Origin of the sequence: Nonomuraea sp. NPDC049400 (assembly GCF_044466425.1) — a bacterium.
In the GTDB taxonomy this organism is placed as follows: domain Bacteria; phylum Actinomycetota; class Actinomycetes; order Streptosporangiales; family Streptosporangiaceae; genus Nonomuraea.
The window spans coordinates 39,138-53,281 of sequence record NZ_JBITMP010000037.1 but is presented as its reverse complement, the minus strand read 5'-3'; the positions used below and the strand labels follow the sequence as shown (position 1 = coordinate 53,281).

Sequence of the window (14,144 nt, the reverse complement as noted above, 5' to 3'; positions counted from 1 at the left end):
CGGAGGTTCGCCGTGTCTGGTCTTCCCCAGCGCCCTTCGCTCGAGCACCTGCGCAAGCAGGCCAAACATCGCAAACGCGCCCAGGGCATCCCGCTGAGCCGGGCTCAGTTCGAGATCGCCCGCGAGTACGGCTTCCCCAGCTGGCCGAAGCTGGTCGAGCACGTACGCGTCGCCGCCCTGGAGGGCATCGAGCGGGCGCTCGTCCTGGCCGATCCCGCCGCGCTGGCGGCGCTCCTGGCAGCCGGCCCTGCCGCGGCCACAGAGCCGGTGCCATCGCGCGGGCAGCCTGGAGCGCGCCCCGCCGCCGGACTCGCGCCGCTGCTGGTGCTGCTACGCCGGGCCGTCGCCCCCGACGCGCGGGTACGCGAGTGCGCCCGGCTCCTGCTGGACGCGGGCGCCGACCCGGGCAGCCACACCGTCGAGTGGGGCGGCGAGGGCAGGCGCACGGCCCTGTTCGACGCCGTGGAGCGCGGTGACCTGGCCCTGGCCCGGCTCCTGGTCGAGCGGGGCGCCGCTCCCGACGAGGACGCGTTCTACCATGCCTGCGAGCAGTCGGACACGGCCTTCCTCGACCTGCTCCACCGGCCCGGCTACGAGCGCCTGGTGGTGCACAAGCTGGACTTCGAGGACGCGGCGGGGCTGCGCTGGTTCCTTGGCCACGGCGCCGACGTGAACGCCTGCCGCGCCCTGCATCACGCCATCGCCCGTGGCCGCGGCACCGCCATCCTCACGATGCTCCTTGACGCCGGCGCCGACGTGAACCTGCCGTGGGACCGCTGGGACGTCGGCCGCCGCCCCCTCGCCCTGGCCGCCCGCTGCGGGCACCTGGCGGCGTACGAGCTGCTGGCCGCCCGCGGGGCGAGCGCCGACCTGGACCCGGTGGACGCCGCGGTCCTGGCCGTCGCGCGGGGCGAGTCCGCGCATCTGCCCGCCGCCCCGGCCCCGGCCCTGGGCAACCTGGACACCGGGGACTTCGGCTGGATCCTGGGGCAGTTCGCCCTGCTGGGCCGTACCGACGTGGTGCGGGCGCTGCTGGACGGCGGGATGGCGGTGGACACGCGGGGCTGGAGCAACTTCACACCGCTCGACCAGGCCGCCATGCACGGCCGTACGGAGACGGTGCGGCTGCTCATCGAACGCGGCGCCAACCTCGACGACCGCGCCTTCGACGACGAGGGCCCGACGCCGCTGGACTGCGCGCTGTGGGGGCTGCGCAACAACCGGGCCGAGGACGGCGACTACCTCGGCACGGTCAAGGCCCTCCTGCGTGCGGGCGCCCCCACCCGCCATGGCCCGCCCACCGGCGACCCGGCCATCGACGCCCTGCTGACCCGTAGGCACGATCGGTAGCAGGCGCGGGTGACAGGTCAGCTCTGGCGGGCCAGCCAGGCGGTGGGGCGGCGGCGGATCTGGTCGATGGAGGTGAGCGCCGCGCCGATGACGGCCGCGTCGGGGCCGAGCAGGGTGGGGCGGACGGTGACCGGCGACCAGGAGGCGGTCAGCACCCTTCGGTCGATCTCGGCGCGCACCGAGTCGGTCAGCCACGACGACAGCAGCGCGAAACTGCCGCCGAGCAGGACGGTGTCGATGTCGAGCACGTTGACCGCGCCGGACAGCGCGATGCCGAGCGCGCTCCCGGCCCGGTCGAGCGCGGCCAGCGCAGCCGGGTCAGCGGCCTCGGCGCGGGTGGTGATGAGGCTGTCGGGGTTGATCCTCTCGAAAATGTCACCGGCTCCTCCGGGGCCGGCACCATGCGGGACGGCGCCTTCGCGGGCGCCGGTCCGGTTGGTTGCTCCTGGCAGCGCGCCGAGGATGGCGCCGGTGCTGGCGTAGGTTTCCAGGCAGCCGCGCGACCCGCAGGCGCACGCGGCGCCCTCCGGCTCGACGGTCACGTGCCCCAGCTCGCCGCTCCAGCCGCGGGCCCCGCGCATCAGGCTGCCGTCCAGCACGATCCCGGCGCCGATGCCGAGTCCTCCCGAGACGTACAGGAAACTCCCCAGGGGGTCGTCCCCGGCGTACAGCTCGCCCAGCGCGGCCAGGTTGGCCTCGTTGTCCACCACGCACGGCACGCCCAGGTCGGCCAGGAACGTTCCGGCGTCGACGTCGCGCCAGCCCAGCGCGGGCGCGATGCGCACCACCCCGCCGTCGACCGGTCCGGGCACCGCCAGCGTCGCGGTGACCACGGTCAGCTCCTTGACCGTGGCCGCCTCGATCGCCTCGCAGCCCATGCGGATCAGCGAGCCCAGCACCGCCTCGGCGTCACGTCCGGTGGGCGGCATGGGCGCGAACGTCAGGTGGCGCACCGTGCCGGTGAGGTCCACGACGCAGGCGGCCAGCCCGTCGGCGCGGATGTCCAGGCCCAGCCCGGCGGGTCCCCGGTCGGACAAGGTCAGGCCCACCCGGGGACGGCCCGCGCGGCCGTTGTGAGTGACGCCCTTCTCCGTGATGAGCCGCCCGGCCAGCAGTTCCTCGGCGATGCGGGTGATCGTGGGCCGGGTCAGCCCGGTCGCGGTGGCCAGCTCCGTACGCGAGATCGGGCGGCCCGCGTCGAGAATGCGCTGGAAGACCACCTTGAGGTTGAGATCGCGCAGATCCTCCTGCCGGACGGCGCCCTCGGGCGGCCCGCTCAGCCGGAAGGCGGCCGTCATGTCACCGGCCGCGAATGTAAGCCCGGTGTGCCGCCGAGCACCGGCCGATCCGCCGCGGGGAGCCCGTGGTCTGTCGCGCCGCGTTCCGCTACCAGTTCGGCCGCCGACTCGGCGTTCAGCACACCGTCGGCGACCAGGGTCACCACGTGGCGGGCGAGCTCCTCGCCCGGCTGCAGCACCAGCGGCTCGTCCCAGGCCACGCTCGAGCACACTCCGAGGTAGTCGCGGGCCCGCACGAACCACCGGTCGCGGGCGGTGTCCGCGTCGCCGGGCACGAACACCATCGTCCAGTCGGCGCCTGCCACCGCCACCCACTCGGCGCTGCACCCGTGCACCGGCTCCGCCCCAGGACCCGCCGGGCTCAGCACCGTCGCGCCCGACACCGCCGGACCACGCCAGAAGAAGCCGCCGTACCCGGCGCCCACCCGGCCCTTGGCGGCCGGGCTGCGCACCTCCAGCGGCCGGTCCGTGACATTGGCCAGCCTGCTGCGCACCGACAGCGCCCACACGCTGCCCGACACCGGCTCGCAGCCGATCACGCGCCGCTCGCGCAGCAGCACCCGCTCGTCCGGACCGAGCCAGCGCAGGCTGTGCGCCAGCTCGCCGCCGCCGCGCCGCTCCCAGCGCTCGTGCCGCTGAGAGCCGTGATTGTCCAGCCAGGCAGGGCCGTGGCCGGCGACGAAGGTGCGCCCGCCCCAGAAGTTGACCCCGTCGATGTCGGGGTAGGCCACGCCGATGCCGAACTGGTGCGGGTGGGAGTCGGGGACGGCGTCGGTGACGGTACGGCCGGCGAGCGTGCGCACCGGATGCAGGAAGGGACGCGGCGAGCTGGAGGCGGGCGCCTCCGGCTGCCAGACGTAGGTGGCGACCTCACGCCCGTCGAGCCGCAACACTTGCGCAGACATCTCGCCGCCTTCTCGTACTCGGGAGTTGTGAGCGTAACCCCCGAGCGGTGCCGCCACGAGTACGGCAGGCGTCATCGCGCGGACCTGCCCGGGATCGCCTCGAGCTCGTCCAGTCGTACGGCGCGGCCGGTGCGCAGTGACTCGTTGCCCGCCACGCCCACCAGCACGCTGGCCGCCCCTTCTGCGAACCCGGCCTGCCGCCGCAGCGGATCACCGGAGGGTCCGCGGAAGACGTCGTGCAGCAGCATCGCGTCACCGCCGCCGTGGCCGCCCGCGCCGTCCGGGATGGGGATCTGCACGGCGGGCTCCCAGTGCCGCTGCAGCAACAGCCGCGAACCGCGGATGCGGTGCCCGCTGTCGGCGGGGCCGCTTCCGGAGCCCTTGGGTTCGGCACTCGGGTCGAGCACCGAGCCGGGCTCGCCCTCGCGGCGGGCAGCCGAGCCGCGTGCCGTACCGGAATCCGGGTTGGCCGTGGCCGCGCCGATGGCCGCCGAGACGCCCGCCGGGGAGACATGGGGCCGTTCCACCACGTCGAGCTCGATCCGCCCCGCCGTACCGTTGATCGCGACCCGGTAGCCCTCCCACGGGCAGTGCGCGTGCAGGCTGTACGACATCGACGCCCCGCCTCGGTAGCCGACGACGACGTTGAGGTTGTCCTCGATGGTGATGCCGTCGGAGAAGACGTCGCGGTCGCGGATGTAGCCGTCGAGGTGTTCGCCGGCGCCGTACAGCTCGCGGAGTTTCTCGTCGGAGGCCAGGTCCAGGGCGAACGGGTCGCCCGCGACCGGCCCCCGGTCCGGTCGCGGTCCCAGTCCGCGCCGCGCGGCGTTGGCCTGGCCGTAGAAGCGCAGCCCGCCGCGGGCGAAGACGATCTCGGGCCGGTCGTCCAGCCACCAGTTGACCAGGTCGAAGTGGTGGGTGGCCTTGTGCACCAGCAGCCCGCCGGAGGCGGACTTGTCGCGGTGCCAGCGGCGGAAGTAGTCGGCGCCGTGCACGGTGTCCAGGCACCACTCGAAGGTGACCGAGGTGACGTCGCCGATCTCGCCGTCGGCGATCAGCTGCCTGATGAGACTGTTGCGTGGCGAGTACCGGTAGTTGAAGGTGACGGTCAGCTCCGCCGTACTCTCGACCAGCGCCGAGCCGATCTGCCGCAGCCCCTCCACGTCGGTGGTCATGGGCTTCTCCACGACCGCGTCCACGCCCGCGCGCAGCGCGCGGCTGACATAGCCGGCGTGCGTGGAGTCGGGCGAGGTGACCACCACCACGTCCGACTCCTTCAGCACCCGGTCGTAGTCGTCGGGGGCGTAGTGCGGCAGCGGGGCGCCCGCGACGCGGTCGTAGTACGCCATGCGCACCTCGTTGGTGTCGCAGAAGGCCACCGGACGGCCGAGGTCGGCGTAGGGGCCGAGCAGGGCGTCCAGGTACATCCGGGCGCGTGAGCCGGTCCCGACGAAGGCGTAGCGTCTCATTTCAGTCCTGTGGTGGCGATGCCCTTGACCAGGTACTTCTGGCCGGCGATGAAGAAGCCGATGACCGGGGCGAGTGAGACGAACGACATGGCGAACATCTGCCCCCACTGGGACTGGCCTTCGGAGTCGATGAACTGCCGCAGCGCCAGCGGGACGGTGTACAGCTCCTGCTCGGTCAGATAGAGCAGCGGGCTGAAGAACTCGTTCCACGTCGAGATGAACGTGAAGATCGCCGTGGTCGCGAAGGCGGGCTTGCACAGCGGCAGGATCACGCTCCAGAAGATCCGGAACGTGCCCGCGCCGTCGATGCGGGCCGCCTCGTCCAGTTCCCTGGGCAGCGAGCGGATGAACTGCACCATCAGGAAGATGTAGAAGGCGCTGGTGGCCAGGAAGTTGGGGACGATCAGCGGGAAGTAGGTGTTGAGCCAGCCCATCTTGGCGAAGACGATGTACTGCGGCACCAGCAGCACGTGACCGGGGAGCATCATCGTGCCGAGCGTCAGCGCGAAGAACAGCTTGCGGCCACGGAAGTTGAGCCGGGCGAAGGCGTAGGCGGCCAGCGAGCATGACAGCAGGTTGCCCAGGATGCTCAGCACGACGATGACGACCGAGTTGACCAGGTAGAGGTCGAAGGGGAACTGCAGGGCCGTCCAGCCCTCGGTGTAGTTGGAGAAGTCCCACTCGGCGGGCCAGAGCGACAGGTCCTTGAAGACGATCCCGGTCGGCTTGAGCGAGCTGGACACCAGCCACAGCAGCGGGTAGAGCATGACGATGCTCACCAGGCAGAGCAGCAGGTGTTTGGTGAAGCGCTTGCGGCGGGTGTTGCCGATGCGCTCGATGTAGCTCTCGTCAGTTGTCATAGTGCACCCACCGCTTGGCCAGGAGGAAGTTGAGCCCGGTGAACGCCGCGATGATGATCAGCAGCATCCAGGCCATCGCCGAGGCGTAGCCCATGTGGAACTGCTCGAACCCCTGCTTGTACAGGTAGAGGTTGTAGAACATCGTGGAGTTCGCCGGCCCGCCCTTGCCGCCGCTGAAGATGAACCCCTGCGTGAAGGTCTGGAAGGAGGAGATCAGCGACTGGATCAGGTTGAAGAAGATGATCGGGCTGAGCAACGGCAGCGTGATCTTGCGGAACTGCTGCCACTTGGTCGCGCCGTCGATGGCGGCGGCCTCGTAGTACATCGCCGGGATCTGCTTCAGGCCGGCCAGGAAGATCACCATCGGGGAGCCGAACGTCCAGATGTGCAGGATGATCAGCGTGGTGAGGGCGTAGTCCGGGTCGGAGGTCCATCCGATCTTGTCGATGCCGAAGAAGCCGAGGAAGGCGTTGACGATGCCGTTGAGGCCGAAGATGTAGCGCCACAGCAGCACCAGCGCCACGCTGCCGCCCAGCAGCGAGGGCAGGTAGAAGATCGCCCGGTAGACCGGCAGGCCACGCACGCCCCGGTTGAGCAGCATGGCGACACCCAGCGCGGCAGCCAGCGAGAGGGGCACCGAGACGAAGGTGTAGATCACCGTGACCTTGACCGACTGCCACCAGGTGTCGTCGGAGAACATCTCGGCGAAGTTCTCCAGGCCGATCCAGTTCGGGACGTTCAGCAGGTTGTAGTCGGTGAAGGCCAGGTAGAACGAGGCGAAGAACGGGATGATCGTGAAGGCCATCCCGAGGAACCAGGGCAGGATGAACAGGTAGCCCGACCGGTCCTGAGGGGGTTTCGCCGCCTTGGGCGGCGAAACCGGCGCCCTGGACACGGCCGGGTCCTTCACAGGCGCGAGCGTCACTGCGACAGGGCCTTCGTCGCCGCGTCGATGACCTTCTTGGCGGCCTCTGCCGGAGTCAGGCGCCCGTGCTCGACCTCGGGGGCGACCGCGGTGAGCTCGTCCTGGATGCCGCTGGCGCCCTTGGGGTAGGGCGGGACGGCGACCAGTGTCTGCTTCTGCAGGCCGATCAGGTAGTCGGTGGCCACCTGGTCGTCCTTCTCCAGCGTCGGCTTGATCGCGTCGGCGACGACGGTGCTGGCGGGCACGCCGCGGGTGGTGCCCATGGCCTTGTTGGCCTCCACGTCGTTGATGAGGAAGTTGAGCAGTTGCAGCGCCTCCTTCGGGTGCTTGGAGGAGGCTGCGATCGACCACAGCGCCGGGGTCCCGATGTTCGTGCCGCGCCGCTTGGCGGTGGCCTCGCCGGGGATGCCCAGCAGCACCAGGTTGCCGCCGGCGACCTTGTTGTAGCCGAGGAAGCCGTTGCTCGGGATGATCTGCGAGGCGACGGAGCCCTTGGCGATGTAGGACTGGTCGGGCGAGGAACCGATCGTCTCGACGAAGCCGGCCGGCGGGAAGCCGCCCTCCTTGCGCATGTCCTCGAACAGCTGGAACCACTTGGTCAGCGTGGCCTCGCTGACCCCGAACCTGCCGTCGGGGGTGAAGAGGTCCTCGCCCTGCTGGGAGGTGTAGACGACCAGGTTGGCCAGGGTCGCCGTGTCCACCAGGGTGCCGTAGACCTTCTTGCCGCTCTTGTCGGTAATCTCCTTGGCGAACTTGGCCAGGTCCTGCCAGCTCCAGCTATCGCCGTCGGGGATGGTCACGCCGTACTGGTCGGTGATCGTCTTGTTGACGATGAAGCCGATCGCGTTGAGCCCCGAGGGGATGCCGTAGACGGCGTCGCCGACCTTGCTGAGGTTCATCGCGGCCTGGCTGAGGTTGGCGGTGTCCACGATGCCGGGGTGGTCGTTGAGGTTGAGCAGCGACTTGCGGTCGGCGTACTCCCGCAGGCTGTCCATCCGCATCATCATCAGGTCCGGCGGGTTGCCGGCGGCGAAGCGCGTGGCCAGCTTGTCCTTGTACGGGCCGCTGTCCTGGTACTCGGTCTTGATGGTGATGCCCGGGTTGGCCTTCATGAACAGGTCGAGCGCGGCCTGGGTCTTCTGGGCGCGGAAAGCGTCGCCCCACCAGACCATGTTCAGCTCGATCTTGCCGGAGGCCGCCTCGCTGCCGCCGCCTCCGAAGCCACGTCCACAGGCGGCCACGGCCAGACCGAGTCCGGTCAGACCGGCGGTGCGCAGCATGTCTCTTCTGGAAATCATCAGTCGTCTTGCCCTTCGCACGGGGGGTTGCCAGGAGGCTACGGCCGGGTTTCCAGTTACGTCAATCGGTGAAACAAATATTAAGGAAAGCCATTGACGGTAATTCCGCGGTCTTCCTACAGTGAGGGCACCTCGCCGCTCAGGCTCACGGCCGTGGCGCCTGCCGAGATCACCACGGCCGGATCTCCCTCAGGAAAGCGAACCCCCCTGTGACCACTGCGCGTCATGCCGCCCTGGCGGCTGCCACCCTGACCCTGCTCGCCGCCACCGCGACCCCGGCCTCAGCCGCGGGCCACGTGGGCGGCGGCTACCACATCGTCAACGCCGGGACCGGCCAGTGCCTGGACATCAAGCTCCGGGAACGGCCCTGCCGCGGCCAGGACGCCGAGCTCCGCCTGCAAGCCGCGCCGGGCGGCCAGGTCCGCCTGGTCAACGGCGCCAACCGCAGCTCCGCCGAGGTCGCCCTGACCTACGCGGGCGACGGCAAGTACCAGATCGCCGACCGGCTCTGGACCTTCCGCCCGGTGGGCGGGCCGCGCCACTGGACCGACCAGGCCGACGGCTTCGCCGCGGGCACCACCGGGGGCCAGGGCGGCCAGGTCGTCACCGTGACCACCCAGGAGGAGCTGAACACCTACGTCACGGCCGCCGAGCCGTACATCATCAAGGTCGCCGGCCCGATCGAGATCAGCCCGAAGGGCACCGAGCTCAAGGTGGCCTCCAACAAGACCATCATCGGGGTCGGTACGGCAGGCGAGATCGTCGGCGGCGGCTTCTTCCTCGGCGCCACCACGAGCAACGTGATCATCCGGAACCTGACGATCCGCGACACCCTCATGCCCGAGGACGACCCGGATGACAAGGACTTCGACTACGACGCCATCCAGATCGACTCCGCGAAGAAGGTCTGGATCGACCACAACCGGCTCGCCCGGATGAACGACGGCCTGCTCGACAGCCGCAAGGACGTCACCGACATCACGGTGTCGTGGAACCAGTTCCTGGAGAACAACAAGACCCTGGGCATCGGCTGGACGGCCAACCTCATCACGCGGATGACTCTCCACCACAACTGGTTCGCACGTACCAACCAGCGCAACCCCAGCGGCGGCAACCTGCTCAACATGCACATGTACAGCAACTACCTGCAGGACATCAGGTCGTACGGCAACTGGGCGCGTGGCGAGACCAAGGCCGTGATCGAGCACAGCCTCTTCCACAACGTGGCCGACCCCTACTTCGTCGACCCCGCCGGCGAGCTGGTCCAGCGGGGCAACGTCGTCACCGGCACGAGCTCCTGGCGCGACGGCCTCATCAAGGAGCAGGGGGCCGCCTTCGACCCGACGACGTTCTACTCCTACACCGTCGACCCCGCCACCGCCCTTCCCGAGGTGCTGGCCGCCTCCTCCGGCCCGCAGGACTCGATCGGCAGGTGAGGCCACGCGGCCTCTCGCCCGCACCTCCGCGCCGTTGCACACCAACGGTCAGTCTCAAACAGACGATGAGGACATTCATGAGAACACAGAACCTCAGCAAGGCAAGGCGCTGGATCATCCTCGCTGCCGCTGCGTTGGTGCTGCCGGCGGGCGCGGTGGTCGCGGCGACGTCACCGGCCACCGCCACGCCACGGCCGACCGTGGCCGCCGACGGCAGCGGGATGTACACCACCGTCCAGGCCGCCATCGACGCCGTGCCGAGCGGCAACACCAGCCCGGTCACCATCACCGTCGCGCCCGGCACCTATCGAGAGATCGTCACGGTGCCGTCGAACAAGCCGTACATCACGCTGCGCGGGCTTGGCCGCTCCCCCGACAGCACCGTCATCGTGAACAACCGCCACGCCGGACAGTACGGCACAACGGGCAGCTCGACCATGTTCGTCTACGGCCACGACTTCACCGCCCGCAACCTGACCATCGCCAACGACTTCGACGAGAGCACCGCCACCAGCGGCGGGCAGGCGGTGGCGCTGTACACCCGGGCGGACCGCGCCGTCTACCGCGACATCCGCGTGCTCGGCGACCAGGACACCCTCTATGCCCGTGGCGGCCGTGCCTACTTCAGGAACTGCTACGTGGAAGGCACCGTCGACTTCATCTTCGGCGCGGCCAGCGCCGTCTTCGACCGCTGCGACATCTACCAGAAGCGGCTCACCGGCGGTCCGATCACCGCGGCGAGCACTCCGGCGGAGAGCACCTACGGCTTCTTGTTCTACCGGTCGACCATCACCGGCGCCGCCGGCAACGTCACCCAACTCGGCCGGCCGTGGTACCCGGATGCGCAGGTGCTGTACCGGGAGTCGTGGCTGTCGGCCACCATCGCCACCGCCCAACCGTGGATCAACATGTCCGCGAACTCCTGGACCGCCGCCCGGTTCTCCGAGTATCGCAACAGCGGACCCGGGGCCGCCGTCAATGGCAACCGTCCTCAGCTGAGCGACGCCGACGCGGAGAACCACACCCCTCAGAAGTACCTCGCCGGCTCGGACGGCTGGCACCCTTTTGACCTCTGATCCGCACGACGAAGGACCTCCGGCCATGCCCGAGTACCGCAATCCCATCGTCGGCGGCTTCCACCCCGACCCCAGCATCTGCCGGGTTGGCGAGGACTACTACCTGGCCTGCTCCAGCTTCGAGTACTTCCCCGGTGTCCCGATCTTCCACAGCCGGGACCTGGTGCACTGGCGGCAGATCGGCAACATCCTGGACAGGCCGGAACAACTGGATCTGCCGCCGTCGGTACGCGCCTCGGGAGGAATCTGGGCGCCGACCCTCCGCCACCATGACGGCCTGTTCTGGATGATCACCAAGAACGTCACCGGGCAAGGCAACTTCCTGGTCACCGCCGAACGCGCCGAAGGCCCGTGGAGCGACCCGATCTGGATCGACCTGCCCGGGATCGATCCGGACCTGGCCTGGGACTCTGACGGAACGTGCTATTGCACCTTCTCCGGACTGCAACAGGCGCGCATCGACCCCAAGCGCGGCGTCATCATGGAAGGACCGTGGCCGGTCTGGTCCGGCACGGGCCTGGCCTGGCCGGAGGGGCCCCACCTCTACCGCCGTGGCGACTGGTGGTATCTGCTGATGTCCGAAGGAGGGACGCACACCGGGCACGCGATATCGGTCGCCCGCGCTCGATCGCCACGCGGACCGTTCACGCCCGCACCGGCCAACCCCATACTCTCCCACCGCAGCACCAACAGGCCGATCCAGGCCCTCGGCCACGCCGACCTGGTCGACACGCCCGAGGGCGACTGGTGGATGGTGCTGTTGGGGATCCGGCCGAAGGGGCGCTTCCCGTACCACCACGTCCTGGGCCGGGAGACGTTCCTCGCCCCCGTCACCTGGGTCGACGACTGGCCGGTCGTCGGGCCGGTTGAAGAGCACGGCCAGGCGCCCCGGGCCTGGAGCCCGTTGCCGGCCGAACCTGAGCGTGACGACTTCGACGCCACGGCGCTGTCGCCGCGCTGGATCTCACCCCGAAGCCGCCCGCCACACGCGTGGTCGCTGACCGAACGGCCGGGCTGGCTCACACTGCGGGCCACCGGCGACACGCTGGACCGGCCCGGCGCCACCTTCCTGGGCCGTCGGCAGCAGCACCACGACGTGCGAGTGGGCGCCCGGCTGGATCCCGGCGCGGGGCGTGGCGGCCTGTCGGTGCGCCTCGACGAGGCCCACCACTACGACCTGGAGGTCGGCGGAGGACAGGCGCGGGTCATCGCCCGGATCGGCCCGGTGAGCCACTGCGTGGCGTCCCGGACGGTGCCACCGGGCCCACTTGATCTCATCATCGACTTCCGCACCACAGATGTGCTGCCACCGACCGTCACCGGCCGCGATCAGCTGACCGGCGACCCGCTGGGCGTGGTCGCCACCGGTCCGGACACCGTGACGATGACGATCGACGCCGCCGAGCCATGCGTACTGGCTGAGCTCGACGGGCGGTACCTGTCGACCGAGGTCGCCACCGGCTTCACCGGAAGGGTGATCGGAATGTACGCCACAGACGGCAGCGTGAGCTTCGACTGGTACGACTACCGGCCGATCGGCGGCGCGTGACCGGGTTACCGGATCACACTGACGCAGGCGAGCATCCAGCGCCAGTGGCGGTGCCGTGGCTTTCGTGACCGGCCATGCCATGGCGGTCGACGGCGGCCACGCCGTCCGAGACCGCCGCCACGGCAGAGCCGGCCGCCTGGACACGGAGTGGCGACGTCACCGGCCGTCTGGTCGCTCCGCGTCTCCATGGGAGCCGGGGGCGGGGCGGGTGAGGCGGACCATGGCCCTGTACAGCGCGGTGTGCGCAGGAGCCTGCTCCAGAGACGGGAGGTCGGTGCCGGGGGCGGCGTAGGCGCGCAGCATCTGGCCGACCAGGCGGCGCCAGGCGCCGGGGGCGGCATCTTCGGTGGCGGCGACGACGCCCGCGTTGGCCATGAGCAAGATGACGAGGTCCTGTGGGGTGAAGTCGGCGCGCAGGTGGCCGGTGGCCTGGGCGCGGGCGATGAGTTCGAGGAATCCGTCGTAGGCCTCGGCGCGGCGGCCTTCCAGCGCCTTGGCGGCGGGGAAGGTCATGGTCAGCACGTCGGCGAAGCCGCGGTCGGCGGCCTGCATGGCGCACACCGTGTGGATGTAGCCGGTGAAGCCGTGCCAGGGGTCGGGGTCGGCGAGGGCTTCGGCGGTGGCGGCGGCGTAGGCGTCCATGCGGTCGGCGAAGACCGCGTTGATGAGCTCTTCGGGGGTGGCGAAGCGGCGCGACAGGGTGGCCTTGCCGACGCCTGCTTCGCGGGCGATGCAGGCCATGGAGACGCCGAGCCCGTGGCTGGCGTACAGGCGGCGGGCGGCGGCCAGGATGCGCTCGCGGTTGCGTTCGGCGTCGGCGCGCAGCCCCGTTTCGGGCTGCCGGTCGAGGGACGAGTCGGGGTCTGCGGCGGGTGTCATGATTTCATTCTACCTAAGTGGAACAGGCTGCCCAGTTTCGTTGTTAAGCTGTCGGCATGAAACGGGCAGGCCGTTCCACTTTTGAAAGGTGCAGATCATGCGTGCTGTGACCCTGGACTCCGTTCCCGCGACCCCGGCCGTGACCGAGGTCGACACTCCCCGCCCTGAGGCCGGTGAGTTGCTGGTGAAGGTGGCCGTCTCCTCGGTCAACGGCTTCGACGCCGCCACCGCGGCCGGCTACCTGCAAGGGGCGATGGAGCACCGCTTCCCGCTGGTGGTGGGAAAGGACTTCGCGGGCACCGTCGAGGCGCTCGGCGGGGGCGTCGAGGGCTTCACGGCCGGCCAGGCGGTCTTCGGCGTGGTGATGAAGCCGTTCCTGGGCACCGGCTCGCTGGCCGAGTACGTCACCGTGTCCGCCGGCTACGGCGTGGCCCCCGTCCCCGACGGCCTGTCCCTGCAGGAGGCGGGCGCGCTGGGCGTGGCCGGCACCGCCGCGCTGGACAGCCTCAACGCCGTCGCCCCTGCCGACGGCGAGACGGTGCTGATCTCCGGCGCCACCGGCGGGGTGGGCGCGCTGGCCGTGCAGCTGGCCGCCGCTCGCGGCGCCCGCGTCATCGCCACCGCCCGCCCCGGCGCCGAGGCAGACTTCGTCGCCGGCCTGACCGGCACGCCGGTCCACCTCGTGGACTTCACCGGCGACCTGCCGGCCGAGGTCCGCGCCCTCGCCCCCGAAGGTGTGGACGCCGTGCTGCACCTGGCGGGCGACGGCCCGCAGCTCGCGAGCCTGCTGCGGCCGGGCGGCCGCCTCGCCTCCACCCTCGGCCTGACCGCCGACGCCGTCAAGGACAGCGTCCACGGCGGCAACGTCACCGTTCACACGATCATGGCCGACCCCAATTCGCAGACCCTGACCGTCCTGGCCGAGCAGGCCGCTTCCGGCGCGCTGCGCGTGCCGGTCACCGCCACCTACCCGCTGGAGCGGGCGCCCGAGGCGTTCGCCGCCTTCGGCGCCGGCGCGCTCGGCAAGCTCGCCGTCGCCTGCTCCTGACCTCGGGCCCTTGCATCCATCACTCCTGTCCAAGGCAACGAAAAGAGATCT

12 protein-coding genes are annotated in these 14,144 nt (G+C 70.3%); 5 read left to right on the top strand and 7 right to left on the bottom strand.

Annotated elements, in window-relative coordinates; genetic code table 11:
• Positions 1-12: 12 nt before the first annotated feature.
• On the top strand, positions 13-1,350 hold the full coding sequence (locus tag ACIBVN_RS41390; RefSeq protein WP_397145762.1) for an ankyrin repeat domain-containing protein: 1,338 nt from the start codon (positions 13-15) through the stop codon (positions 1,348-1,350).
• A gap of 17 nt (positions 1,351-1,367) precedes the next feature.
• On the opposite strand, the gene ACIBVN_RS41385 is transcribed toward ACIBVN_RS41390, so the two are convergent.
• The 6 genes from ACIBVN_RS41385 to ACIBVN_RS41360 all read right to left on the bottom strand — a co-directional run bounded on the left by ACIBVN_RS41385 (position 1,368) and on the right by ACIBVN_RS41360 (position 8,105).
• Positions 1,368-2,648 (bottom strand): ROK family protein, encoded by a 1,281-nt coding sequence (locus tag ACIBVN_RS41385; protein ID WP_397145761.1) that lies wholly within the window; start codon positions 2,646-2,648, stop codon positions 1,368-1,370.
• Positions 2,645-3,553 carry a PmoA family protein gene (locus ACIBVN_RS41380; protein WP_397145760.1) on the bottom strand — a complete coding sequence of 303 codons (909 nt, stop codon included), beginning with the start codon at positions 3,551-3,553 and terminating at the stop codon, positions 2,645-2,647. Before ACIBVN_RS41380 ends, ACIBVN_RS41385 begins: the two co-directional genes overlap by 4 nt.
• A gap of 71 nt (positions 3,554-3,624) precedes the next feature.
• Complete coding sequence (locus tag ACIBVN_RS41375; protein WP_397145759.1) at positions 3,625-5,022, bottom strand: Gfo/Idh/MocA family protein; 1,398 nt, start codon at positions 5,020-5,022, stop codon at positions 3,625-3,627.
• Positions 5,019-5,882 (bottom strand): carbohydrate ABC transporter permease, encoded by an 864-nt coding sequence (locus tag ACIBVN_RS41370; RefSeq protein ID WP_397145758.1) that lies wholly within the window; start codon positions 5,880-5,882, stop codon positions 5,019-5,021. Before ACIBVN_RS41370 ends, ACIBVN_RS41375 begins: the two co-directional genes overlap by 4 nt.
• Entirely contained in the window at positions 5,872-6,792 is a 921-nt protein-coding gene (locus ACIBVN_RS41365) for a carbohydrate ABC transporter permease (protein ID WP_397145757.1), read from the bottom strand. Before ACIBVN_RS41365 ends, ACIBVN_RS41370 begins: the two co-directional genes overlap by 11 nt.
• A gap of 11 nt (positions 6,793-6,803) precedes the next feature.
• Positions 6,804-8,105: an ABC transporter substrate-binding protein gene (locus tag ACIBVN_RS41360; RefSeq protein WP_397145756.1), complete on the bottom strand. Its 1,302-nt coding sequence runs from the start codon at positions 8,103-8,105 to the stop codon at positions 6,804-6,806.
• 209 nt (positions 8,106-8,314) lie between these two features.
• On the opposite strand from ACIBVN_RS41360, the gene ACIBVN_RS41355 reads away from it, so the two are divergent.
• From ACIBVN_RS41355 to ACIBVN_RS41345, 3 genes are all read left to right on the top strand, one after another.
• Entirely contained in the window at positions 8,315-9,541 is a 1,227-nt protein-coding gene (locus ACIBVN_RS41355; RefSeq protein ID WP_397145755.1) for a hypothetical protein, read from the top strand.
• Between the two features lie 77 nt (positions 9,542-9,618).
• Positions 9,619-10,617 carry a pectinesterase family protein gene (locus ACIBVN_RS41350; protein ID WP_397145754.1) on the top strand — a complete coding sequence of 333 codons (999 nt, stop codon included), beginning with the start codon at positions 9,619-9,621 and terminating at the stop codon, positions 10,615-10,617.
• A gap of 25 nt (positions 10,618-10,642) precedes the next feature.
• Positions 10,643-12,166 (top strand): glycoside hydrolase family 43 protein, encoded by a 1,524-nt coding sequence (locus ACIBVN_RS41345; protein WP_397145753.1) that lies wholly within the window; start codon positions 10,643-10,645, stop codon positions 12,164-12,166.
• Between the two features lie 156 nt (positions 12,167-12,322).
• On the opposite strand, the gene ACIBVN_RS41340 is transcribed toward ACIBVN_RS41345, so the two are convergent.
• Positions 12,323-13,045 (bottom strand): TetR/AcrR family transcriptional regulator, encoded by a 723-nt coding sequence (locus tag ACIBVN_RS41340; protein ID WP_397145752.1) that lies wholly within the window; start codon positions 13,043-13,045, stop codon positions 12,323-12,325.
• A gap of 97 nt (positions 13,046-13,142) precedes the next feature.
• Between ACIBVN_RS41340 and ACIBVN_RS41335 the strand changes: the two genes are divergently transcribed.
• A complete protein-coding gene (locus ACIBVN_RS41335) occupies positions 13,143-14,093 on the top strand; it encodes an NADP-dependent oxidoreductase (RefSeq protein ID WP_397145751.1) in 951 nt (316 codons plus the stop codon).
• Positions 14,094-14,144: the final 51 nt, after the last annotated feature.